At 64.0% G+C, this 20,657-nt stretch carries 27 protein-coding genes; 14 read left to right on the top strand and 13 right to left on the bottom strand.

All coding sequences use genetic code 11. The features are described from left to right. Together DW352_RS23495 and DW352_RS23490 are read left to right on the top strand one after the other, a co-directional pair. Complete coding sequence (locus tag DW352_RS23495; protein ID WP_115693600.1) at positions 1-525, top strand: DUF7689 domain-containing protein; 525 nt, start codon at positions 1-3, stop codon at positions 523-525. A gap of 458 nt (positions 526-983) precedes the next feature. Further along, positions 984-1,376 carry a VOC family protein gene (locus DW352_RS23490; RefSeq protein WP_115693599.1) on the top strand — a complete coding sequence of 131 codons (393 nt, stop codon included), beginning with the start codon at positions 984-986 and terminating at the stop codon, positions 1,374-1,376. A 141-nt stretch (positions 1,377-1,517) separates the two neighbouring features. Here DW352_RS23490 and DW352_RS23485 read toward each other — a convergent pair whose 3' ends face one another. The 4 genes from DW352_RS23485 to DW352_RS23470 all read right to left on the bottom strand — a co-directional run bounded on the left by DW352_RS23485 (position 1,518) and on the right by DW352_RS23470 (position 4,340). Then, positions 1,518-1,730: an alkylphosphonate utilization protein gene (locus DW352_RS23485; RefSeq protein WP_115694574.1), complete on the bottom strand. Its 213-nt coding sequence runs from the start codon at positions 1,728-1,730 to the stop codon at positions 1,518-1,520. A 121-nt stretch (positions 1,731-1,851) separates the two neighbouring features. Further along, entirely contained in the window at positions 1,852-2,079 is a 228-nt protein-coding gene (locus DW352_RS23480) for a DUF4926 domain-containing protein (RefSeq protein ID WP_115693598.1), read from the bottom strand. Next, on the bottom strand, positions 2,079-2,414 hold the full coding sequence (locus DW352_RS23475; RefSeq protein WP_115693597.1) for a DUF6883 domain-containing protein: 336 nt from the start codon (positions 2,412-2,414) through the stop codon (positions 2,079-2,081). The genes DW352_RS23480 and DW352_RS23475 overlap by 1 nt, the downstream gene beginning before the upstream one ends. Positions 2,415-2,420: 6 nt before the next feature. Then, positions 2,421-4,340: a propionyl-CoA synthetase gene (locus DW352_RS23470; protein WP_115693596.1), complete on the bottom strand. Its 1,920-nt coding sequence runs from the start codon at positions 4,338-4,340 to the stop codon at positions 2,421-2,423. Positions 4,341-4,663: 323 nt separating this feature from the next. Here DW352_RS23470 and DW352_RS23465 point away from each other — a divergent pair, with 323 nt between their 5' ends. The 4 genes from DW352_RS23465 to DW352_RS23450 all read left to right on the top strand — a co-directional run bounded on the left by DW352_RS23465 (position 4,664) and on the right by DW352_RS23450 (position 8,981). Next, on the top strand, positions 4,664-5,431 hold the full coding sequence (locus DW352_RS23465; RefSeq protein WP_115693595.1) for a sulfite exporter TauE/SafE family protein: 768 nt from the start codon (positions 4,664-4,666) through the stop codon (positions 5,429-5,431). 40 nt (positions 5,432-5,471) lie between these two features. Continuing rightward, positions 5,472-6,239, top strand: coding sequence for a class I SAM-dependent methyltransferase (locus tag DW352_RS23460; protein ID WP_115693594.1), 768 nt, complete (start codon positions 5,472-5,474; stop codon positions 6,237-6,239). A 70-nt stretch (positions 6,240-6,309) separates the two neighbouring features. Beyond that, entirely contained in the window at positions 6,310-7,938 is a 1,629-nt protein-coding gene (locus DW352_RS23455; RefSeq protein ID WP_115693593.1) for an acyl-CoA synthetase, read from the top strand. 56 nt (positions 7,939-7,994) lie between these two features. Continuing rightward, a complete protein-coding gene (locus DW352_RS23450; RefSeq protein ID WP_162827150.1) occupies positions 7,995-8,981 on the top strand; it encodes a DUF4268 domain-containing protein in 987 nt (328 codons plus the stop codon). Between the two features lie 437 nt (positions 8,982-9,418). Here the strand turns inward: DW352_RS23450 and DW352_RS23445 are convergent, their stop codons facing one another. Both DW352_RS23445 and DW352_RS23440 read right to left on the bottom strand, forming a co-directional pair. Beyond that, positions 9,419-9,691 (bottom strand): hypothetical protein, encoded by a 273-nt coding sequence (locus tag DW352_RS23445; RefSeq protein ID WP_115693591.1) that lies wholly within the window; start codon positions 9,689-9,691, stop codon positions 9,419-9,421. Between the two features lie 207 nt (positions 9,692-9,898). Then, complete coding sequence (locus tag DW352_RS23440; protein WP_115693590.1) at positions 9,899-10,351, bottom strand: SH3 domain-containing protein; 453 nt, start codon at positions 10,349-10,351, stop codon at positions 9,899-9,901. 190 nt (positions 10,352-10,541) lie between these two features. Here DW352_RS23440 and DW352_RS23435 point away from each other — a divergent pair, with 190 nt between their 5' ends. Next, positions 10,542-11,747 (top strand): D-alanyl-D-alanine carboxypeptidase family protein, encoded by a 1,206-nt coding sequence (locus tag DW352_RS23435; RefSeq protein WP_115693589.1) that lies wholly within the window; start codon positions 10,542-10,544, stop codon positions 11,745-11,747. Between the two features lie 120 nt (positions 11,748-11,867). Then, complete coding sequence (locus DW352_RS23430; protein WP_115693588.1) at positions 11,868-12,617, top strand: crotonase/enoyl-CoA hydratase family protein; 750 nt, start codon at positions 11,868-11,870, stop codon at positions 12,615-12,617. A 119-nt stretch (positions 12,618-12,736) separates the two neighbouring features. On the opposite strand, the gene DW352_RS23425 is transcribed toward DW352_RS23430, so the two are convergent. From DW352_RS23425 to DW352_RS23415, 3 genes are all read right to left on the bottom strand, one after another. Next, positions 12,737-13,045, bottom strand: a complete 309-nt coding sequence (locus DW352_RS23425; protein WP_115693587.1) for a hypothetical protein — start codon at positions 13,043-13,045, stop codon at positions 12,737-12,739. 100 nt (positions 13,046-13,145) lie between these two features. Then, positions 13,146-14,123 (bottom strand): Bug family tripartite tricarboxylate transporter substrate binding protein, encoded by a 978-nt coding sequence (locus DW352_RS23420; RefSeq protein ID WP_162827149.1) that lies wholly within the window; start codon positions 14,121-14,123, stop codon positions 13,146-13,148. A 168-nt stretch (positions 14,124-14,291) separates the two neighbouring features. Next, positions 14,292-14,477 (bottom strand): YdcH family protein, encoded by a 186-nt coding sequence (locus DW352_RS23415; protein WP_115693585.1) that lies wholly within the window; start codon positions 14,475-14,477, stop codon positions 14,292-14,294. 188 nt (positions 14,478-14,665) lie between these two features. On the opposite strand from DW352_RS23415, the gene DW352_RS23410 reads away from it, so the two are divergent. After that, on the top strand, positions 14,666-14,872 hold the full coding sequence (locus tag DW352_RS23410; RefSeq protein WP_115694573.1) for a YdcH family protein: 207 nt from the start codon (positions 14,666-14,668) through the stop codon (positions 14,870-14,872). Positions 14,873-14,984: 112 nt separating this feature from the next. On the opposite strand, the gene DW352_RS23405 is transcribed toward DW352_RS23410, so the two are convergent. After that, positions 14,985-15,530, bottom strand: a complete 546-nt coding sequence (locus DW352_RS23405; RefSeq protein ID WP_162827148.1) for a GGDEF domain-containing protein — start codon at positions 15,528-15,530, stop codon at positions 14,985-14,987. Positions 15,531-15,696: 166 nt separating this feature from the next. Between DW352_RS23405 and purE the strand changes: the two genes are divergently transcribed. Together purE and DW352_RS23395 are read left to right on the top strand one after the other, a co-directional pair. Next, positions 15,697-16,182 (top strand): 5-(carboxyamino)imidazole ribonucleotide mutase, encoded by a 486-nt coding sequence (gene purE, locus DW352_RS23400; protein ID WP_115693583.1) that lies wholly within the window; start codon positions 15,697-15,699, stop codon positions 16,180-16,182. A gap of 115 nt (positions 16,183-16,297) precedes the next feature. After that, on the top strand, positions 16,298-17,386 hold the full coding sequence (locus DW352_RS23395) for a 5-(carboxyamino)imidazole ribonucleotide synthase (RefSeq protein WP_115693582.1): 1,089 nt from the start codon (positions 16,298-16,300) through the stop codon (positions 17,384-17,386). 15 nt (positions 17,387-17,401) lie between these two features. Here DW352_RS23395 and DW352_RS23390 read toward each other — a convergent pair whose 3' ends face one another. From DW352_RS23390 to DW352_RS23380, 3 genes are all read right to left on the bottom strand, one after another. Further along, the gene (locus tag DW352_RS23390; RefSeq protein ID WP_115693581.1) at positions 17,402-17,698 is read right to left on the bottom strand and encodes a HigA family addiction module antitoxin; all 297 of its coding nucleotides are present in this window, start codon (positions 17,696-17,698) and stop codon (positions 17,402-17,404) included. Between the two features lie 45 nt (positions 17,699-17,743). Then, the gene (locus DW352_RS27665) at positions 17,744-17,821 is read right to left on the bottom strand and encodes a hypothetical protein (protein ID WP_425374672.1); all 78 of its coding nucleotides are present in this window, start codon (positions 17,819-17,821) and stop codon (positions 17,744-17,746) included. 246 nt (positions 17,822-18,067) lie between these two features. Further along, a complete protein-coding gene (locus tag DW352_RS23380) occupies positions 18,068-18,571 on the bottom strand; it encodes a winged helix-turn-helix transcriptional regulator (RefSeq protein ID WP_115693580.1) in 504 nt (167 codons plus the stop codon). 87 nt (positions 18,572-18,658) lie between these two features. Between DW352_RS23380 and DW352_RS23375 the strand changes: the two genes are divergently transcribed. The 3 genes from DW352_RS23375 to rpsU all read left to right on the top strand — a co-directional run bounded on the left by DW352_RS23375 (position 18,659) and on the right by rpsU (position 20,528). Then, positions 18,659-19,309, top strand: coding sequence for a dihydrofolate reductase family protein (locus tag DW352_RS23375; protein WP_115693579.1), 651 nt, complete (start codon positions 18,659-18,661; stop codon positions 19,307-19,309). Positions 19,310-19,339: 30 nt separating this feature from the next. Beyond that, a complete protein-coding gene (locus DW352_RS23370; protein WP_115693578.1) occupies positions 19,340-19,984 on the top strand; it encodes a glutathione S-transferase family protein in 645 nt (214 codons plus the stop codon). Between the two features lie 250 nt (positions 19,985-20,234). Then, on the top strand, positions 20,235-20,528 hold the full coding sequence (gene rpsU / locus DW352_RS23365) for a 30S ribosomal protein S21 (protein WP_115693577.1): 294 nt from the start codon (positions 20,235-20,237) through the stop codon (positions 20,526-20,528). Positions 20,529-20,657: the final 129 nt, after the last annotated feature.

Here is a 20,657-nt window from a genome sequence, read left to right as displayed (position 1 = left end):
ATGGATTGCAACCAGGACCTATCGCACGCACTCGACGCAGCAATGACGATTCAAAATCCTACCGATTACCTCAAGCGAATTGAAGAACTCCGGCAGCAATATGACCACGGGATAACGATCTTGCCTGATGGTGCAGGACGCCTCAGAAATTTTAACTGTTTTGCTTATGCATTCGGCATTTGGGATCATAGCGACTTTATTACGCTTGTGGAGGAGACACTAAAAGGCGCCATCATGAATTCAAAATTTGTATTGTCTGAATTGGCACAAGGATATTTGACCGAGATCGCGATCGCCGACGTTCAAGTTGGTGATGTAGTCCTATATTTCACAGATGAAGCACTAACCCATGCAGGCAAAGTCGTCGCAACGGACAACCGCATAAGAGTCCATTCCAAATGGGGACCAAGCGAGGCGCATGCGCATGGTCTTTATGAGGTGCCCCACGCGTACGGCACGATCACACGTTTCTTTAGGCCGCCAAATCCAGATGAAATCTTGGATCGGCTCTACGACGCCACCTAGCTCGCAGGGAGGGTTGGCCGAAGGCATAACCCGCCGCTCGGCGGACACATAGCGGATTTCGCTTCGCTAATCCGCCCTACTGAACGCGAGCCTCGCCACGCCGTCATTTTGCCGGGCTTGACCCGGCAATCCATGAGGCCACGCCGCGAATTCGACCGTAAGGCTTATTATGTTGCGGCTCATCATGGATGCGCGGGTCAAGCCCGCGCATGACCGTGGGGAGAGGCCGAACGCAATTGCAGGCGCAGTTCGTAGGGCGGTTAGCCGAAGGCGTAACCCGCCGCTCGGAAACACACAGAATGACGCGGCGGATTACGCTTCGCTAATCCGCCCTACGCCGGTGGACGCAAGCGCAGCACCAAACCGTTCCGTTTGCTACGAACCATTCGGCGCGTTACGCTGCGCCGCGCGGCCCTTGGGGCCGCCCTTTGCGACCGTTTGGAATGAGGAGTTGAGCCATGGCGCGCCTGCGGCATTTCGCGATCAGCGTAAAAGACGTCGAGAAGTCGGCCGAGTTCTACGAGAAAACCTTCGGCCTGAAACGCGTCGGGCGCGATGACATCGAGGAGCTCGGTTCCGGCATCTATCTGACCGACGGCGTCATCAATCTCGCGCTGCTGCAGCTCAAGGACCCGAACGCACGCATGGGCGTGCACCACTTCGGCTTCCAGATCGACGATGCCGACGCGACCGCCAAGAAGATCGAAGAGAACGGCGGCAAGTTCTTCTTCAATCTCGGCGACGCCAAAGAAGGCAACTTCGAAAGCAAATACAAAGACCCGGAAGGCGTGGTGTTCGATATCTCCGAGCACGGCTGGCTCGGCACCGACAGCTACAAGGCGTCGGCGTAGCTCGCGGCTCGTAGGGCGGGTTAGCCGATTCGTCCGCCGAAGCTCGAAGAGCGAAGGCGGAAGGCGTAACCCGCCGCCCACCGAGACGCGCCGAATGAAATGGCGGATTACGCTTCGCTAATCCGCCCTCCGGCCGAAATCTCACGCCTTCTTCAAGAACTCGGTCCGCAGCACCAGGCCCTTGATCTTGTCGGTGCGGCATTCGACCTCGTCCGGATCGTCGGTGAGGCGGATGTTCTTGATCACCGTGCCGCGCTTGAGCACCGACGAGGCGCCCTTCACCTTCAGGTCCTTAATGACCGTGACGGTATCACCGTCGTTGAGGATGGTGCCGTTCGAGTCTTTGACCTTGATGTCCATGAGCGCTGGGTTCCTTGATTAGGAACCGGGTATAGGGCGCGCCAGGCACGCCGGGCAACCCCTTCGGTATGCAGGAGAGAGGAAGCGTGATCTTGCCGAGCAATTAGGCTCGTCGCTATTCGGCCGCTTCCGGCACGTAGTGCAAAACCAAGAGCTCGGAGCGCGGAAACGGCTCGACCGCGTAGGCGCGACCATCATCGCCGCTGAATTCCACCAGCAAGGTTTGCGCGTCGAGGTCTTCGACAACAGTGCCGACCTGGCCACGCGCCAACCCGGCCGCCGGCCGATCGGTCAACAACGCCACCACGTCAAGTACATGAGCTGTTCGGTCCTGGTTCGTCATCAAAGCACCCAGCAGGTCACGAAGCGCGGCGCCTGCTCATCGGTTCGCAGTATCCAGAGTGTTCTTACCACAATCCGCCGATCGTGTCGCGCCACCGCGACATCGGCGCGCCAGCGGGTTCCGAAGCTGTCTTTACCAACCTCGGCCGCATCAGCAGTGCGCACTCCTGCCAGCAACGCAAGTCGAAGCCACGCCGCCTCATTGGCCCCGATACCCAACGCCTCGCCAAAGACACGCGCCTTGTGCCGCCCGCGCGTATGTGTCGAGCTCAGGCAATAGTCTTCCAGCTTGGTGAGATCGAGAATGGCGCGCTCGGCATGCGGAAGACGCGCCATGATTCATCAAGACTGGCCGACACCGTGGCCTTTAAGTGCAGTCCCAATCTCGTCCAAAATCACCGGGTCGTCGATGGTCGCCGGCATGGTCCAGGGATCGCCGTCGGCGATCTTCTTGATGGTGCCGCGCAGGATCTTGCCCGAACGCGTCTTCGGCAGACGCTGCACGGTGACGACGAGCTTGAACGCGGCGACCGGCCCGATCTTCTCGCGCACCAGCGCGACGATCTCCTTCTCGATCACATCGGGCGCGCGCGAAACGCCGGCTTTCAGCACGATGAAGCCGCACGGCACCTCGCCCTTGAGCTCGTCCTTGATGCCGAGCACGGCGCATTCGGCGACGTCCGGATGCGACGCCAGCACTTCCTCCATGCCGCCGGTCGAGAGGCGATGGCCGGCGACATTGATGATGTCGTCGGTGCGGCTCATCACATAGACGTAGCCGTCCTCGTCCTTGAAGCCGGCGTCGGCGGTTTTGTAGTAGCCGGGGAATTCCTCGAGATAGGCCTGCGTGAAGCGCGCGTCGTCCTGCCACAAGGTCGGGAAGGCGCCGGGCGGCATCGGCAGCTTGATGACGATGGAGCCGATCTTGTTCGCCGGCAGCTTGTGGCAGCCTTCGTCGACGACGTCGATCTCGTAGCCCGGCATCGGCACGCAGGCCGAGCCGTAACGCACCGGCAACGCGCCGAGGCCGACCGGATTGCCGGCGATGCACCAGCCGGTTTCCGTCTGCCACCAGTGATCGATCACCGGCACGTGCAGCAGGTCCTCGGCCCACTGGATGGTCGGCGGATCGGCGCGCTCGCCGGCAAGGAAGAGCGTGCGGAAACGCGACAGGTCGTAATGCGACAGCTGCTTGCCTTCCGGGTCTTCCTTCCTGATGGCGCGGAAGGCGGTCGGCGCGGTGAACAGCGCGACAGCTTTGTGTTGCGCGATGACGCGCCAGAAGGCGCCCGCATCCGGCGTGCCGACGGGCTTGCCCTCGTACATGATCGAGGTGCAGCCGTGCAGTAGCGGCGCGTAGACGATGTAGGAATGCCCGACCACCCAGCCGATGTCGGAGGCGCACCACCACACCTCGCCGGGGTCGATGCCGTAGAGGTTCTGCATCGACCATTTCAGCGCGACCATGTGGCCGCCATTGTCGCGCACCACGCCCTTGGGGATGCCGGTCGTGCCCGAGGTGTAGAGGATGTAGAGCGGATCGGTGGCGGCGACCGGCACGCACTCGGACGTCTTGGCGTATTCGACCGCGTGCTCCCAGGTCTTACGCCAGTCGTGATCGCGGCCTTCGACCATCGTCGCTTCGCATTGCGGCCGCTGCAGGATCATGCAGGCTTGCGGCTTGTGCTTGGCGAGATGGATCGCCTCGTCGAGCATTGGCTTATACGGCACGACGCGCGCGCCCTCGATGCCGCAACTCGCGGACAGGATCACCTTGGGCTTGGCGTCGTCGATGCGCGTCGCCAGTTCCTTCGCCGCGAAGCCGCCGAACACCACCGAATGCACCGCGCCGATGCGGGCGCAGGCGAGCATGGCGAACACCGCCTCCGGCACCATCGGCATGTAGATGATGACGCGGTCGCCCTTCTCGACGCCGAAGTCGCGCAGCATGGCGCCCAGCAGCTGCACCTCGGACAGCATGCGGCCATAGGTGAAGGTCTTCACCGTGTCGGTGACGGGGGAATCGTAGATCAGCGCCACCTGGCCGTTGCGGCCGCCCGCGACGTGGCGGTCGAGCGCATTGTAGCAGGTGTTACAGGTGGCGCCGGCGAACCAGCGGCCGTAGATGCCGGCGTCCTTGTCGAAGATCTTCGTCGGCTTCTCGTACCAGTCGATGTCCGCCGCGGCCTCGGCCCAGAACACCTCGGGGTTCTGCCGCCAATGCGCGTAGACATCGGGATAGCGGCTGGCGAGAACGTCCATTTTTTGTTTCCTCCTACGCTTAACCCGTCACCCTGAGGCGCCCGCCGAAGGCGGCCTCGAAGGGCGACGGCCCCGGCCGTTCATCCTTCGAGGCTCGCTTCGCTCGCGCCTCAGGATGACGGATCGAAGTTCGATTGTGTCGTGGCCGGCATGCGCAAACAAGGCTGGCGCCTGGCGCGGCCTTGGGCTTTGATCCGGCGCAAATTTTGCTTCCATACCGACTGTCATCGCCCGCGGAAGCGGGCGATCCGGTAGCCACCACGGCCGGGGGCTATCGGATTCCCTGATTTCGCGGGGAATGACGGCCAAGAGTTATCCCTCCCGTGACCATCATCACCGATCCCCTGTTCTATGCGCTGGCCATTCCCGCCGTCGTGGCGCTCGGCCTGTCCAAAGGCGGCTTCGCCGGCGTCGGCCAGATGGCGACGCCGCTGGTCGCGCTGGCCATGCCGCCGCTCGAGGCCGCCGCCATCATGCTGCCGATCATGATCGTGCAGGACGCCACCGCCGTCTGGGTGTACCGCCGCGAGTACAACGCCCGCATCCTCAAGATCATGATCCCCGGCGCGCTCGCCGGCATCGCGCTGGCCGGTCTGCTCGCGTCTTATATTTCCGACTCCGCGGTGCGCATCTTCATCGGCGTCACCACCATCCTGTTCGTGCTGTATTCATGGATCGGCCCGAAGAAGCTCGCCGAGGAGACCAAGACCGCCAGTGTGCCGGCCGGCGTCTTCTGGGGCGCGGTGTCGGGCTTCACCTCGACCATCTGCCAGGCCGGCGGCCCGCCCTATCAGATGTACGTGCTGTCGCAGAACCTGCCGAAGATGGTGTTCGTCGGCACCACCGCCATCATGTTCGCCACGCTCAACTGGGTGAAGGTCATCCCTTACGCCGCGCTGGGGCAATTCTCCTCCGTCGGCCTGATGACCTCGCTGGCGCTGCTGCCGCTCGCCATCGTCACCAACCAGCTCGGCTTCTGGCTGGTGCGGCGCACGCCGCAGAAGGTGTTCTATCAAGTCACGATGGTGCTGATGCTGCTGATCTCGATCGAGCTGACGCGCGAGGGCGTGACCGATCTGTGGCCGCGCTGACGCGGCTTGACGCCGCCGCCCGCGCTCCGACAATGCGCGCATGCTGAGTCTCAAGCCGGTCGTCGCCGCCCCCGCCCCTTGTCCGATCTGCGAAGCGCCCGCGCCGCTGTTCGGCGTCGTCGACTTCAACCGCAATTGCGAGATCCCGGACGGCGTCAAGCTGCCGCTCGCGGGCGCGCCGGTGTATTACCGCCGCTGCACGGCGTGCGGCTTCCTGTTCACCGACGCCTTCGCCGACTGGAGCCACGACGACTACAAGGCGCACATCTATAACGACGGCTACGCGGCGGTCGATCCGGACTACCAGGTGTCCCGTCCGCGCGGCAACGCCGCGCTGGTGATCAAACTGTTCGGCGACGACCGCGCCAACCGCCGCGTGCTCGATTTCGGCGGCGGCAACGACTTCCTCTGCGCCGCGCTGCGCGAGGCCGGCTTCGGCGCCGCCGTCACCTACGATCCCTTCGTGCCGGAGCACGCGGCGCCGCCCGAGGGCACCTGGGACCTCATCACCTGCTTCGAGACGATCGAGCACATGCCCGACCCGGTCGCCGGCATCGGCCTCATCGTCGACAAGCTCGCCGATCCGGGGCTCGTGCTGTTCTCGACGCTGCTGCAGCCGGCGGACATCGAAACGCGGGGCGTCGGTTGGTGGTATGTCGCGCCGCGCAACGGCCACGTGTCGATGTTCAGCCGCGACGCCATGATCAAGGCTTTCGCCAAACACGGCTGCCAGACCGGCTCGTTCAACGAGAACATGCACGTCGCCTTCCGCACCCTGCCCGACTACGCCAAGCACTTGTTCAAATAGCGCGCGCGCCGACCTGCATGACAACGGCCGATTTGCCCGTTAGCCTTCCCCGCAAGAGGGGACCTCAACGATGGCGACGACGCCTTACGATATCGATCTCGACCGCAACCCGGCCAATTACCAGCCGCTGACGCCGCTCGGTTTCCTGGAGCGCGCGGCGTCCGTGTTTCCGCAGCACACGGCGATCGTCCACGGCAGGCTGCGCCGCTCCTACGCCGACTTCTACGCGCGCACGCGGCGGCTCGCCTCGGCGCTGGCCAAGCGCGGCATCACGCGCGGCGACACCGTCTCGGTGATGCTGGCGAACACGCCGGCCATGTTGGAGGCCCATTACGGCGTGCCGATGGTGAAGGCCGTGCTCAACACGCTCAACACCCGGCTGGATGCCGCGATCATCGCCTTCTCGCTCGACCATGCCGAGGCGAAGGTGGTCATCACCGACCGCGAATTTTCAAAGGTGATGGCCGACGCGCTGGCGCTGTGCAAAGTGAAGCCGCTGGTCATCGACTACGACGATCCGGAGTATGCCGGTGCCGGCGAGCGGCTCGGCACTATCGAATACGAGGATTTCCTCGCCGAGGGCGAACCCGATTTCGCGTGGTCCATGCCGGACGATGAATGGGACGCCATCACGCTCAATTATACGAGCGGCACCACCGGCGACCCGAAGGGCGTCGTCTACCATCATCGCGGCGCGCATCTCCTCGCCGTCGGCAACATCGTCACCTGCGCCATGGGCAAGCATCCGGTGTATCTGTGGACGCTGCCGATGTTCCACTGCAACGGCTGGTGCTTCCCGTGGTCGATTTCGGTCGTCGCCGGCACGCATGTGTGCCTGCGCTATGTGCGCGCGGCGGCGATGTACGACGCCATCGCCAGCCACAAGGTGACGCATCTGTGCGGTGCGCCGATCGTGATGGCGACCTTGCTCAACGCCCCCGACGCTGAGAAGAAGCCGTTGCCGCACACGGTCGAATTCTTCACCGCCGCGGCGCCGCCGCCGGAAGCCGTGCTCGCCGCGATGAAAGAGGCGGGCTTCAACGTCACGCATCTCTACGGGCTGACCGAATGCTACGGGCCTTCGGTGGTCAATGACTGGCATGACGCATGGGACGCGTTGCCCGCCGCCGAGCAGGCGGCGCTGAAGTCGCGCCAGGGCGTGCGCTACGGCGCGCTGGAAGCGCTCGACGTGCGCGACCCGGAGAGCCTCGCGCCCGTGCCGCGCGACGGCACGACGCTGGGCGAGGTGATGATGCGCGGCAACGTGGTGATGAAGGGCTATCTCAAGAACAAGGCGGCGACCGACAAGGCCTTCGACGGCGGCTGGTTTCACACCGGCGATCTCGGCGTCATGTATCCCGACGGCTATCTCCAGCTCAAGGACCGCTCCAAGGACATCATCATCTCCGGCGGCGAGAACATCTCGTCGATCGAAGTCGAGGACGCGCTGTACAAGCACCCCGCGGTTCTGGCGGTCGCGGTCGTCGCCAAGGCCGACGAGAAGTGGGGCGAAACGCCGTGCGCCTTCGTCGAGCTCAAGGTCGGCGCGCAGGCGAGCCCCGACGAACTCGTGCAATGGTGCAAGAAGCATTTGGCCGGGTACAAGGTCCCGCGCCATGTGGTGTTCGCGGAAATCCCGAAGACGAGCACCGGCAAGATTCAGAAGTTCAAGCTGCGGGAAATGACGAAGGGGGTGTGAGGCGAGACCGCCCTCTAAGGAAATTACTTACATAATCTAATTATATGGAGTCACATATGACTGCAGCTACTCCACTTGCACGCCTAGAAAGGATTAGCCTTCGAACTGCCTGGCCAAATGAAGCATCCAATTTCACGCCTTGGCTAGCGCAAAAAGAGAATCTCGATCTCTTGGCAGAAAAGATAGGCATCCCGCTGGTCCTCGAAGCGGTAGAGAAACAGGTTGGGCCCTTTTACGCTGATATTCTTGCAAAGGAGCCGGACACCGAGAGATGGGTAATAATTGAGAACCAAATCACGCCTACCGATCACCCGCATTTAGGTCAACTTCTGACGTACGCCGCTGGTTTGGACGCTCGTACGATTATATGGATCGCGGAAGAGTTCCGAGAAGAGCATCGAGCCGCAATTGATTTCTTAAATCGCGCAACAACGGAGGAATTTGCTTTTTTTGGTGTCCAGGTTGAGCTTTATAAAATTGGCAACAGTCCCTATGCTCCCGATTTCTCGATTGTGGCGAAGCCAAATGACTGGAGCAAACGTACTCAGACTGCAAAACAAGCGGCGTCCGAGGCAGAAAACGAATCTCAACGCGCTTGGAGGGAGTATTGGGGCGCGCTCATTGCGGCAGCAAAAGATCGATACGCCGCGCTAGCTGAACGTAGTCCATACCGTAGCAACTGGCAGACATTCGAAACCATTCGAGGCGGCAATCCGAGCTTTGTTCTGAACGCAAGCTTTCCTTGGGATCGCAGTCTTCGCTTAGAGATCTACATAGACAAGTCGCTGGCAAAAACTGCATTTAAATCTTTGCGCGAGCAAAAGGACAAGATTGAAAAAGAGTTCGGATCTCCGTTGGCATGGGAGGAGTTGCCCGACGCTCAAGCGTCAAGAATTGCCCTTTACATGCCAGGCGACGAAAAGCGGAGGGATAGTGGCGACTGGACAAAGCAGCACGAATGGCTTTTGACGTGGGCCCCCAAATTAAGTGCTGCCGCTCGGCCGTTTATTGCCAGTCTTCAATTTCCGGACTTTTTGAAGTAGCGATAGGCCGGCACGTAGTCAGGTGGCGCGAGGCGAAACCCGGGACTGAGAACAGTTGCTCACACCTCGCCCGCGCCCGTCATGCCCGGCCTTGTGCCGGACATCCACGTCTTAAGCAGCAAGGCGTGGATGGCCGGGACATAATGGCGTTTACACCCGTCTTCGACCGGCTATGCCCGGCCATGACCACGGTGTGAGCGCCCCGCCTCCGCGAAACCTGTCACGGTCGGCGCGGCGCGCCGACCCATTGGCTCCATGCGGGCGACGAACGAGCTGCATCGCTTAAGCCGCTTCGATCCTGCAGCAAACCTCACCCCGTCCTCATCCTGAGGAGGTCGCGCAGCGACCGTCTCGAAGGATGGGGCGGCCCATGGTTCGAAACGCGCTCCTTCCGAGCGCTCCTCAGCATGAGGCCGGGAGAGGCTTTGCGTCCGCTTCTACTCGCCGAACGGCCGCGTCGAGCTTCCGCGCATCATCTGATCGAGCATCCGCTTGTGGCCGCGTCCTTCATTGGCGTGCTGGTTCGACCAGCGTCTGCGGCAATCGTCGTACTCCGGGGAACCGGGCTGCAGGCCGGACGAGCGGCAGTTCGCGTCATCGGCCGCCACTTGGTCCGCCGCCGCCGCCTCCAGGTTCGCCTTCCGCGTCTCGTCGTATTGCGCGCAACCGGCAAGAGACGTCAGAACCACGAGCGCCACCGCAAACCGCATGCCAAGTCTCCTTGCACTTCACCTGATCACTCAATCACTCACGCGCACCGGCCGCTGCAAACGCGGCAAGGGCATGGCAGTCCCCTCTCAAGCAACAAGCAAGTAGCCTAAAGGGAAGCGCCCGTGAAATCCGGGCCATCTATCGGTCATCCCCGGATTACGCCGCGCGCACCCCGGCCGCAATCCGTTGCCGCCGGCGTGCCGCCTTCAAATCTTCTCCCCGGGATACACGCCCCACAGCTGCGTCTGGCGGACAAAGCCATCCTTGCCCTTGACGCGGACCTCGCACCACCGGCCGTCGCATCCTTCGACGCTGACGAGGACTTTGTCCTGCAGTTGCGCGACCACCCGCGCGGCCGACGCGGCGCGGCTGCGCAACGGTGCCGTCTTGCCATGCTGCCAAGGCGCGACGAGCGCGGTGCGGCGTCCGGAGAGGAATGCGCCGAGGATCCAGCCTTCGCTGCCGTCCCAATCGCGGACGCGGCGCCACTGTCCGAACTCCGCCGTCACCTCGACCGGCACGAAGCGGCGCACGAAGGTCCATTGCAGCGGATAGCGCACGCCCGGACCGACGCGCACATTCGCCGGCTTCGACTTGACCGAGACGAAGCGTGGAACCGGCAGTCCCGTGACGTTGCCGATCCACAGCGCGCCGGCCATGGCCGGACCACCGATGAGACAAGCCACGATGGCCAGAGGGCGTGCGGATGAATGAAGCGACACTGTTCCTCTCGCCGGAGCGCGCCGCCCCCAGCGCGTGTTGCCGCAACGTTCGGGTTGCCACCGGCAATGCGAATATCCTACAGCGGATTCGGCGCGACGGTAACCCGAACCGATGAAGGCAACACACATGCTTTTAGAAGAACGGATCGCCCGCGGCGCGTCGGCCCTGCTGATCGTCGTCGCGGCCGTCGCCTGCGCATCGCCCGCCTTCGCCGCCGAACCCGCCGCCTATGTGCTCGATGCGACGACCGGCCGCGCCCTCTATGCGCAGCATGGCGAGAGCCGCCGCTATCCGGCATCGCTGACAAAAATGATGACGCTCTACCTGCTGTTCGGCGACCTCGAACGCAAGCGCGTCTCGCTCGACACGCAGTTCCGCGTTTCCAAGCACGCCGCGGCACAGGCGCCGGTGAAATTGTGGCTTAAACCCGGCGACACGATCTCGGCCAGCGACGCCATTCGCGCGCTGGTGACGATCTCAGCGAACGATGTCGCCGCCACGATCGCGGAAAATCTCGCCGGCAGCGAAGTCGCGTTCGCGCGGCGCATGACGCGCACGGCGCGCCAGCTCGGCATGCGGCACACGCAGTTCCGCAACGCATCCGGGCTGCCGGCCAAAGGACAAGTCACGACCGCGCACGATATGGCGCTGCTCGGCGCCGCGTTGCAGGCCCGGTTCCCGGCATACTATCGCTACTTCAAGACGACGCGCTTTGCCTATCGCGGCCGCGTGTATCGCGGTCACAATCATCTGTTGAGCCGCTTCAAGCACGTCGACGGTATCAAGACCGGCTTCACGCGCGCGTCAGGCTTCAACATCGTGACCTCGTTCCGCCGGCACGGCCGCAAGATGATCGTCGTCGTCATGGGTGGCCCGACCTATCGGGCGCGCGACGCACGCGCCGCCGGCCTCATCAAGCGCTATGCGGGCCGCCTGCGCCGCGACAAAGGCTATTTCGCCTCGTTGATGACGGGCGTGCGGCGCGCCGACGCGCATCCGGCAAAGCCAAAGCCGCAGACCGTCCAGGTAGCGGCCGCGGGCGCCTTCAGCGTTCGCGTCGCCGATGTGGTGTCGATCCGCGTCGGCGCCTTGCCGACGCGTGACGCGGCCGAAGCGCTGATCGCCGCGACGAAGCCGGTGGTGAGCCGTCTCCTCGATGGCGCCGAGGCGCAGACCAAACGCGTCGAACGAGACGGCAAGACTTACTTCCGCGCCGCCTACGCCGGATTTGACGATGTCGACGCGGCGAACAAAGCCTGCGCGCTGCTGAAGCGGCACGACTTTTCGTGCTACGCGGCGGTGCGCCCGGCGGCCGCGACGGCGGCGAACTGAGGCGCGATCCGCGGCCAGCGCGGCAGCCGTCTCGCATTGACCGGCACAGTCGTGGCACACTGACGCGCGCGGCCTAACCCGGGCATCGCCCGCCGGTGCGCCGACAACAGCGAAGACAGCATGCCCGACATCCTCATCACCGACGACGGCCCGGTTCGCGTCATCCGCATGAACCGGCCGGAGAAGAAGAACGCGCTGACGCTCGCCATGTATGACGCCATGGCGGAGGCGATCGAGACCGTCGCGAACGACGCCGCCATCCGCTGCCTCGTCATCGCCGGGCACGAGAGCGTCTTCTGCGCCGGCAACGATCTCAACGACTTCGTCGCCATGGCGCAGGGCGGCGGCGGGCTCGGCGCGCCGATCCTGCGTTTCCTGCACGCGCTGGCGCGTTGCGACATCCCGGTGGTGGCGGCCGTCAACGGCGCGGCCGTCGGCGTCGGCACCACCATGCTGCTGCATTGCGACCAGGTGATCGCGGGCGAGAGCGCGAGTTTCTCGACGCCTTTCGTCGGCCTCGGCCTCGTGCCGGAGGCGGCCTCGAGCCTGATCGCGCCGCGGCTGATGGGCCACGCGCGCGCTTTCTCGCTGCTGGTGATGGGCAAACGCTTGAGCGCGACCGATGCCAAGGACGCCGGCATCGTCAACCTGGTCGTGCCGCCGGCCGCGGTCGATGGCGAGGCGCTCACCGCGGCGCGGACAATCGCGGCCTTGCCGGCGGAGGGCGTGAAGATCGCCCGCCGCCTGATGCGCGGCGCGCCGGACGAGATTGCGGCGCGCATCGACGCGGAAGCGGACGCGTTCAAGAAACGTCTCGGCTCGGCCGAGGCGCAGGCCGCCTTCGCGGCGTTTTTCAGCAGGAAGCGCTGATGTCGTCCCGGGCGAGCGCACGCGAAGCCCGGGACCCATAACCTCCGCGCTATCGATAGGTTGCGGCGTATGGGTCCCCGCGTTCGCGGAGACGACAGCGTTGAAGGTCGGCGCGAGGCTTACCGCCCGTCGCGGGCGTAAGGGTCGAACAGGTTGTTCGAATTGTAGCGCTGGTTGAAGGAGCCGCCGCCGGTGCCGGCGCCGCCGAAGAACTTGATGGTCGAATCGCCCGACTGCACGGTGCTGTTCGGCGTGCCGAAGCGCGACGCGGGGATATCGTGCCGCGACGCCGCCGGGTCGAGATCGACATAGCCCTGGGCGTTCCCGGCATTGCCGTTCTGATCGGTGAAGGTGAACGCCTGCGCCGCGCCGGCGGTAAACGCCAGCGCGCCCGCCGCGACGAGACAAAGCCGACCGAAGCGCTTCATGGAACCAACCCCGCGAAATCCGCTCAGGACCAAATCACAGCCGAACAATATGGCCGGACGGCGGCCTTGACCAGTCCTGTCCCCGCGACGTTTCGCGCCCCTATTCCACCTTCAGACCGAGCTTTTTCACCAGACCGCCCCACTTCTGGGCCTCACTGGCGATGTCGGCGGCATACTCCTCCGGCGTGGAGGCCAGCGGATCGCCGCCCTCCATGTGGATGCGCTGCTTCACCTCGTCGGTCGCCACCAGCTTGCGCAATTCCACACTCAGTTTGTCGACGATCTCCTTGGGCGTGCCGGCCGGCGCCAGCACGCCGTAATGCAGCACCGCGTCGAAGCCCGGCAGGCCGTTCTCGTCGAAGGTCGGCACGTCCGGCAGCAGCGAGAAACGCTTCTTGCTGGTGACGGCAACGACGCGCAGCTTGCCCGCCTGAATATTGCCCAGCGCCGGCGGCAACACGCCGAAGGCGACCGGCACGTGGCCGCCGAGCAGGTCGTTCATCACCGGCGCGGTACCTTTATAGGGGATGATGGCGACATCGACGCCGGCGACCGTCTTGAACAGCTCCGCGGCCATGTAACCGCCGGTGCCCATGGCGGACGTGCCGATGTTGAGCGCGCCCGGTTTGTCCTTGGCGAGCTTGATCAGGTCGGCGACGGTCTTGCCCTCGAACGAGGGATGCGCGAGCAGCGCCACCGGCATCGACGCGACGAGGCCGATCGGCGCGAACTCCTTCTCCGGATCGATCGCCAGATTGGTGTAGAGCGCGGGATTGATCGAGATCGTGCCGGTGTGGCCGAGCAGCAGCGTGTAGCCGTCCGGCGCGGCGCGCGCCACGAACTTGGTGCCGACGGTACCGCCGCCGCCGCCGCGGTTCTCGACCACCACCTGCTGCTTCAACGCGTCGGACAGCTTCAGGGCCACCACGCGCGCCATGGAATCGACCCCGCCCCCGGCGGGGTAAGGGACCACCAAGGTGATCGAGCGAACCGGGTAATCGCTGGCGGCGGCAGCCGGCGCGGATACGGCGAACAACGCCGCGACGGCGGCGAGCATAAAAGCGGCGCGAAAGCGCATGGGCATTTTCCTTGGGCGGGCGCGGGACCGTTGATCGGTCGCTCGTTGCGAACGCGGATTATGGTGCAATCGAATTCGCCCGTCGGCAATCCAAAATGCAAAACCGCCGCCTCGCGGCCTGCGAGCCGGCGGTTGAGCGTCAGAGATGACGGGAGGGCCGAAGCCGCTTCAGTGCACGCTGGCGTAAACGTTGATACGCAGACGCGCTATCTCGTCCTTTACCAGCAGCTTTTTTCGTTTGAGTTCCACGACTTTCAAGTCGTCGACCGCGGGGTGGGCCAGGCAATCGTTGATTTCGACTTCGAGTGCCTTGTGCCGCTTTTCAAGTTCCGCAAGGTGCGATTGCATCGACATGCAGTATGTCTCCTCAATCCTGTGACGCTCGCAAAGCGTACACCCGTGATCGCAGCCCCGCAAATCAACTTGAAAGCTGTTGGAATTCTATTGGTTTCGGAAAGACTTGAATGCCCTTGTGGAAACCGCGATAATTGTTCCCGCTTGAGGCAAGCACGAACCGCCTTGAAAGCGATCAGCAAGTGGCGATGACGGAAGAAGAAGAAGGCGCGCTGAGAACGCAACTGGCGCGTTTACAACAGGAGCATCGCGACCTGGACGCGGCCATCGCCGCTCTCGCCGCATCGCCCGCCTCGGATCTGCTCCAAGTGCAGCGGCTGAAGAAGCGCAAACTGGTGCTGCGCGATTCGATTCGGCTGATCGAAGACCAGCTCACCCCGGACATCATCGCTTAGCGTGTCGTCCCCGCAGACAGTGGCTCTACCCAATGTCTGCCATCACGACGCGCAAGTCGGCTGCGGCGTAAGGGTCCCGGCTCGCGCTTGGCCGGAACGACAGCGAAAGATTTCACCCCCTGCGCTCGCGCTTGCGCGCGTACATCGCGCGGTCGGCGGCATCGAGGATTTGCGTCAGGTCGCTGGTCGTCGCCAGCGATACCACACCCGCGCTGGCGCCGACGCTCAAACGCATCGCGCCATGGGGCACGTGGGCTTCTCCGATCAGCTGCTCCAGGGCCAGTGCCTTGGCCACGGCGCTGCTGCCTTCGACATTCCACATCACGACACCGAACTCGTCGCCGCCGAGCCGCCCGACCACGTCCGACGCGCGCACATGGCCGGTCAGCGCCGCCGCCACCGCCTTGAGCAGCGCGTCGCCGACGGCATGGCCGTGGCGGTCGTTGACCGCCTTGAAGCCGTCGAGGTCGATGAACATCAGCGCCGCCGCCGTGCTGTAGCGCTGCACGTAAGCGAGCGAGCGGGCCAGTTCGCGCTCGAAGCCGCGGCGGTTCAGGATATCGAGCAAAGGATCGACGTCGGCCCGCGCCTCGAGCTCGGCGATGCGCCGATGGGCCTCGGCCAGCTCCTGACGCAGCCGCTCGACCTCGGTCTGCAAGGCCTGCTCCGAAGCCGGATATGTCGCGCTATAGGCCACTCACGATCCCCAGCGAATCGCCGCCATTTTACAACCGATAAGAGATGTTTCGCCTTGCCACGTAGAGGTCCCTACCTATAATCCGGCGCTTCCTTCCGCCAGGGGTGGTGCGGAAATAGGGGGCACGATGGCTACGAAACCGGTCGCGATCATCATGGGCAGCCAGTCGGACTGGACCACGATGAAGCACGCCGCCGACACGCTCGACGCGCTCAAGATCGGCTACGACGCGCGCATCGTCTCCGCCCATCGCACGCCGAAGCGGCTCTATGAATTCGCGCACGGCGCGCGGGACGCCGGCTTCAAGGTGATCATCGCCGGCGCCGGCGGCGCGGCGCACCTGCCGGGCATGACGGCGTCGATGACGCCGCTGCCGGTGCTCGGCGTGCCGGTGAATACCCACGCGCTTGAAGGTAAGGATTCGCTGCTGTCGATCTTGCAGATGCCCGGCGGCATCCCGGTCGGCACCCTGGCGATCGGCAAAGCCGGCGCGATCAACGCCGCGCTGCTGGCCGCCGCCATCCTCGGCCTCTCCGACGGCAAAGTCGCCAAGCGGCTCGATCAGTGGCGCACACAGCAGACCAAAGCGGTCGCCAAGCGCCCGAAGGATTGATGATGTCGGGCTATGACCCCGCTCGTCCTCGCGAAAGCGGGGACCTGGAGCGACAGATTTCAAGCTCAGTCGTTATGGCCCTGGATTCCCGCTTGCGCGGGAATGAGCGGAGCGTGTGTTGCTGAAAGTCGGCGCGACCATCGGAATCCTCGGCGGCGGGCAACTGGCGCGCATGTTGGCCTTGGCGGCGGCGCCGCTCGGCCTGCGCTGCCACGTCTATTCGCCGGAAAAGAACTCCTGCGCCTTCGACGTGGTGCATGACTACACCATCGGCGACTTCGAGGATGAAGACGCGCTCGCGCGCTTTGCCGACGCGGTCGATGTCGTCACCTACGAATTCGAAAACGTGCCGGCGAAGACCGCGGCCTTTTTGAGCCGGCGCAAGCGCAAGCCGGTGCTGCCGGATCCGAAGGTGCTGGCGCTGACGCAGGACCGGCTGGTCGAAAAGGACTACGTCGCCTCGCTCGGCATCGCCACCGCGCCTTACGCAGCGGTGAACAGCGCCGCCGAACTCCACGAGGCGATCGACAAGATCGGCCTGCCCGCGGTCTTGAAGACGCGCACGCTCGGCTACGACGGCAAAGGCCAGGCCAAGATCATGAAGGCGTCGGAGGCCGACGCCGCCTGGCGCGCCTTGCGCGGCGTGCCCTGCATCCTGGAAGGCTTCGTGAAGTTCGAGCGCGAGGTCTCGGTGATCGCCGCGCGCGGCGCCGACGGCCAGGTCGAGTGCTTCGAAGTCACCGAGAACGTGCACCGCGACCACATCCTGCACATCTCCACCGTGCCGGCGAAGGTCTCGCCCGCGCTCGGCGCGGAAGCCAAGCGCGTCGCCACCAAGATCGCCAAGGCCTTCGGCTATGTCGGCGTGATGGGCGTCGAGATGTTCGTCGTGCGCCGCAAGGGCGCGCAGCACGTGCTGGTCAACGAGATCGCGCCGCGCGTGCACAATTCCGGCCACTGGACCATCGACGGCGCGACGGTGTCGCAGTTCGAGCAGCACATGCGCGCGGTGGCGGGCCTGCCGCTGGCGAAGCCGCTGCGCCTCGGCAAGAAAGTCGAGATGATCAACCTGATCGGCGACGAGATCCTCGACACCGCGCGCTGGCTGAAACAGCCGGGCACGTCGCTGCACGTCTACGGCAAGGGCAAGCCCAGCCCGCGCCGCAAGATGGGGCATGTGACAAGGGTGTGGCCGGGGAAGTAGCGCGAGCGTCGCGATTTACGCCGCTTTGTACGCGGATATCTTCTTGATCTCCGGTGCCAACTCATCGCTGGCGACCTCTAGGTCGTACTGAGCCTGCATGTTCATCCAGAACGCCGGCGACGTCTTGAAGAATTTGCCGAGACGCAACGCCGTGTCGGCGGTGACTGGCGTCTCCTCCCGCGCAAGCCGCTCGACACGAGTGCGCGGCACCCCGATCGCGGCCGCGACGGCGTAGGGCGTCAAGTCGAGGGGTTTCAGAAACTCCTCCCGCAGGACTTCACCAGGGTGAACGGGTGCAAGCTTCTTGGCCATTTGATCCTCTATTAGAGGTTCGGTCTATTCCGATCCCCCCTTCGACTAGTGATAGTCGATCAACTCGACCTCGTCAGGACCGCTCTCGGTCCAGCGAAACACAATGCGCCACTGGTCGTTCACACGAATTGAGTGCCGTCCAGCCAACTTACCCTTCAGAGCTTGGAGACGCCCGGCGGAGATTTAAGATCGTCAAGCCGCTCGGCATTGTTCGGCATGATGAGTTTCCGCCTCGCCGTCGCGGCGACATCTACCGGAAATCCCTTGGGAACGACCCGTTCCCGAAGGATCGCTTCGGCGAACTTCCCTCTGAAGCCCCGGATCATGCCTTAACGTATCATGACACGATACGTTCCGCAAGGTGACCCGTCAATTCTTCCGCTGCTTCGCCACCACCGCCTGATACGCCGCCTGCAATTTGGCGAAGACCGACGGGCCTTTGTTCTTGCGCTTCATGCCGAGGTGCATCTCGCGCAGTTCGTCCATGAATGCCGCCCATAGTTTCGGGCCGCCCTCGTCGAGCAGCCGCGCGCGGATGCCCAGCTCTTCCGTCACCGGCAGATATTTGTAGCCCCAGGCCGCCATCTGCGCGAGCACGGGCAACAGCTCGATGCCCTTCTCGGTCAGGCTGTAGATGCCCTTCTGCTTATGCGTCGGGTCGTCCTCGCGCGTGAGGACGCCCTGCTCCAGCAGATTCTTGAGACGGTCGGACAGGATGTTGGACGAAATCCCCTCCTCGGACTTGGTCAGCAGTTCGCGAAAATGCCGTCGGTTGCCGAAAATGATGTCGCGAACGATCAGCAAGCTCCACTTGTCGCCGAGCACCTCGAGCGTGAGATTGATCGGGCAGCCGGAGCGATGGGCCTCGTGCATGCGCGTCCTCAAAAAACCGCTTGCAAACTCGCACCAGCAATACCAGAATGCAACTGGTTGCAAAATGAAATCAGTTGGGAGGTGCGCATGTCGAGGCTGGTCGTCAGGGCCTTTTCGGTTTCGCTCGATGGTTACGGCGCGGGGCCCGAGCAGAGTCTCGAGAAACCGCTCGGCGTTGGTGGCGAGACCTTGCACACCTGGGCGTTCGGCACGCGCACGTTCAAGAAGATGTTCGGACAGGAGGGCGGCTCGACGGGCGTCGACGAGGATTTCGCCGCACGCAGTTTCGAGAATCTCGGCGCGTGGATCCTCGGCCGCAACATGTTCGGGCCGATCCGCGGCGATTGGCCGGACGAGAATTGGAAAGGCTGGTGGGGCGACAACCCGCCCTATCACTGTCCGGTCTTCGTGCTCACGCACTATCCGCGCGCATCAATCGAGATGGAGGGCGGCACGACCTTCCACTTCGTCACCGACGGCATTCACGCCGCGCTGGAGCGCGCGACGCAGGCCGCCAACGGCCGTGACGTCCGCATCGGCGGCGGCGCCGCCACCATCCGGCAATATCTGGCGGCCGGCCTGGTCGATGAAATGCATCTGGCCGTTTCGCCGGTCGTGCTCGGCACCGGTGAGCCTTTCTTCGCCGGCATCGATCTGCCCAAGCTCGGCTTCGAGCGCACCGAACACGTGGCGACCGAACACGCCACGCATGTGGTGCTGACACGCCGTCCCAAATAGCTTCGCCGCCCGCGCACGAGGAAAGCCGGCATGCCGCTCACGCTCTATCTCCACCCGCTATCGTCCTACTGCCACAAGGCGCTGATTGCGCTCTACGAGAACGGCACGCCGTTCACGCCGCATCTCGTCAACCTCGGCGACAAGGAATCGCGCACGACGTTCAAGCAGATCTGGCCCGTCGGCAAATTTCCCGTGCTGCGCGACGACGCGCGCGTGGTGCCGGAATCGACGATCATCATCGAATACCTCGCGCGGCATTATCCGGGGCCGGTGAAGCTCATCCCGGACGCCGCCGACCCGGCGCTCGAGGTGCGCGCCATCGACCGCTTCTACGATCTGCATGTTCACACCCACATGCAGAAGATCATCGGCGATCGGATAAGGCCCGAGGGCAAGAAGGATCCGCACGGCGTCGAGCATGCGCTGAACGCCCTGAACACCGCGCTCGGGCTCGTCGAGAAGGACATGGGCGCGCGAACCTGGGCGGCGGGAGAGGACTTCACATTGGCCGACTGCGCAGCGGCGCCGTGCTTGTTCTATATCGACGAGGCGATCGGCCCGCTCGCCGGCCGCTACCCGAATCTCGCCGCCTATCTCGGCCGGCTGAAACAGCGACCGTCCTTCGCGCGGGCGCTGAAAGAGGCCGAGCCCTTCATGCATATGCTGCCGCGCTGAGGCTGCGGACGAGTTAAACTCTTGTTCCGGTTGCGGTTCCGCGCCGTTCGGCGGCCCTGAAACCGCCGGCGCTGGACGCTGGCAGTCCGCCTTTCGACGCTCTATATTGCCGAAAAGCCCGCGCGGAGGCCGTTTTTGGCCGCTCCGCATGGACTCTACCGTCCAATTCTGCTACAGCCCGGCGATTCAAAAGGCCCGCCGCCGCGGACTTTTGACCTTAACCCGTCCGGCCCACAACGAAGGAGCAAGCGTGCAAGTACTCGTTCGCGACAACAACGTCGATCAAGCCCTGAAGGCGCTCAAGAAGAAGATGCAGCGCGAGGGCATTTTCCGCGAAATGAAGCTTCGCGGTCACTACGAAAAGCCGTCGGAAAAGAAGGCGCGGGAAAAGGCGGAAGCGATCCGTCGGGCTCGCAAGCTTGCGCGCAAGAAGATGCAGCGCGAGGGCCTGTTGCCGATGAAGCCGAAGACGACTCCTGGCGCGGGCGGTCCCGGCGCAGGCGGTCGCGGTGGCGCGGGCGGCGGTGCACGCCGGTTCGGCTAAGCCGAACAAGGCGAACGGCCAACACGGGTTTTGAATTTCAAGTTTTGAATGACATGGCGCGGGCCCTTGCGGCTCGCGCTTTTGTTTTTGGGACCGACGAGCGGATGGCTATCGGGGGCCGGACCGGGA

Origin of the sequence: Pseudolabrys taiwanensis, from assembly GCF_003367395.1 — a bacterium.
Lineage (GTDB): Bacteria > Pseudomonadota > Alphaproteobacteria > Rhizobiales > Xanthobacteraceae > Pseudolabrys > Pseudolabrys taiwanensis.
The sequence above is the reverse complement of the archived record's forward strand: the minus strand, read 5'-3'. Positions and strand labels throughout refer to the sequence as shown.

Coding starts and splice junctions, on each gene's coding strand:
- DW352_RS23495 (WP_115693600.1), top strand. CDS start 1: ATGGATTGCAACCAGGACCTATCGCACGCACTCGACGCAGCAATGACG.
- DW352_RS23490 (WP_115693599.1), top strand. CDS start 984: ATGGCGCGCCTGCGGCATTTCGCGATCAGCGTAAAAGACGTCGAGAAG.
- DW352_RS23480 (WP_115693598.1), bottom strand. CDS start 2,079: ATGACGAACCAGGACCGAACAGCTCATGTACTTGACGTGGTGGCGTTG.
- DW352_RS23475 (WP_115693597.1), bottom strand. CDS start 2,414: ATGGCGCGTCTTCCGCATGCCGAGCGCGCCATTCTCGATCTCACCAAG.
- DW352_RS23470 (WP_115693596.1), bottom strand. CDS start 4,340: ATGGACGTTCTCGCCAGCCGCTATCCCGATGTCTACGCGCATTGGCGG.
- DW352_RS23460 (WP_115693594.1), top strand. CDS start 5,472: ATGCTGAGTCTCAAGCCGGTCGTCGCCGCCCCCGCCCCTTGTCCGATC.
- DW352_RS23455 (WP_115693593.1), top strand. CDS start 6,310: ATGGCGACGACGCCTTACGATATCGATCTCGACCGCAACCCGGCCAAT.
- DW352_RS23450 (WP_162827150.1), top strand. CDS start 7,995: ATGACTGCAGCTACTCCACTTGCACGCCTAGAAAGGATTAGCCTTCGA.
- DW352_RS23445 (WP_115693591.1), bottom strand. CDS start 9,691: ATGCGGTTTGCGGTGGCGCTCGTGGTTCTGACGTCTCTTGCCGGTTGC.
- DW352_RS23440 (WP_115693590.1), bottom strand. CDS start 10,351: ATGGCCGGCGCGCTGTGGATCGGCAACGTCACGGGACTGCCGGTTCCA.
- DW352_RS23435 (WP_115693589.1), top strand. CDS start 10,542: ATGCTTTTAGAAGAACGGATCGCCCGCGGCGCGTCGGCCCTGCTGATC.
- DW352_RS23430 (WP_115693588.1), top strand. CDS start 11,868: ATGCCCGACATCCTCATCACCGACGACGGCCCGGTTCGCGTCATCCGC.
- DW352_RS23425 (WP_115693587.1), bottom strand. CDS start 13,045: ATGAAGCGCTTCGGTCGGCTTTGTCTCGTCGCGGCGGGCGCGCTGGCG.
- DW352_RS23420 (WP_162827149.1), bottom strand. CDS start 14,123: ATGCGCTTTCGCGCCGCTTTTATGCTCGCCGCCGTCGCGGCGTTGTTC.
- DW352_RS23415 (WP_115693585.1), bottom strand. CDS start 14,477: ATGTCGATGCAATCGCACCTTGCGGAACTTGAAAAGCGGCACAAGGCA.
- DW352_RS23410 (WP_115694573.1), top strand. CDS start 14,666: ATGACGGAAGAAGAAGAAGGCGCGCTGAGAACGCAACTGGCGCGTTTA.
- purE (WP_115693583.1), top strand. CDS start 15,697: ATGGCTACGAAACCGGTCGCGATCATCATGGGCAGCCAGTCGGACTGG.
- DW352_RS23390 (WP_115693581.1), bottom strand. CDS start 17,698: ATGGCCAAGAAGCTTGCACCCGTTCACCCTGGTGAAGTCCTGCGGGAG.
- DW352_RS23380 (WP_115693580.1), bottom strand. CDS start 18,571: ATGCACGAGGCCCATCGCTCCGGCTGCCCGATCAATCTCACGCTCGAG.
- DW352_RS23375 (WP_115693579.1), top strand. CDS start 18,659: ATGTCGAGGCTGGTCGTCAGGGCCTTTTCGGTTTCGCTCGATGGTTAC.
- DW352_RS23370 (WP_115693578.1), top strand. CDS start 19,340: ATGCCGCTCACGCTCTATCTCCACCCGCTATCGTCCTACTGCCACAAG.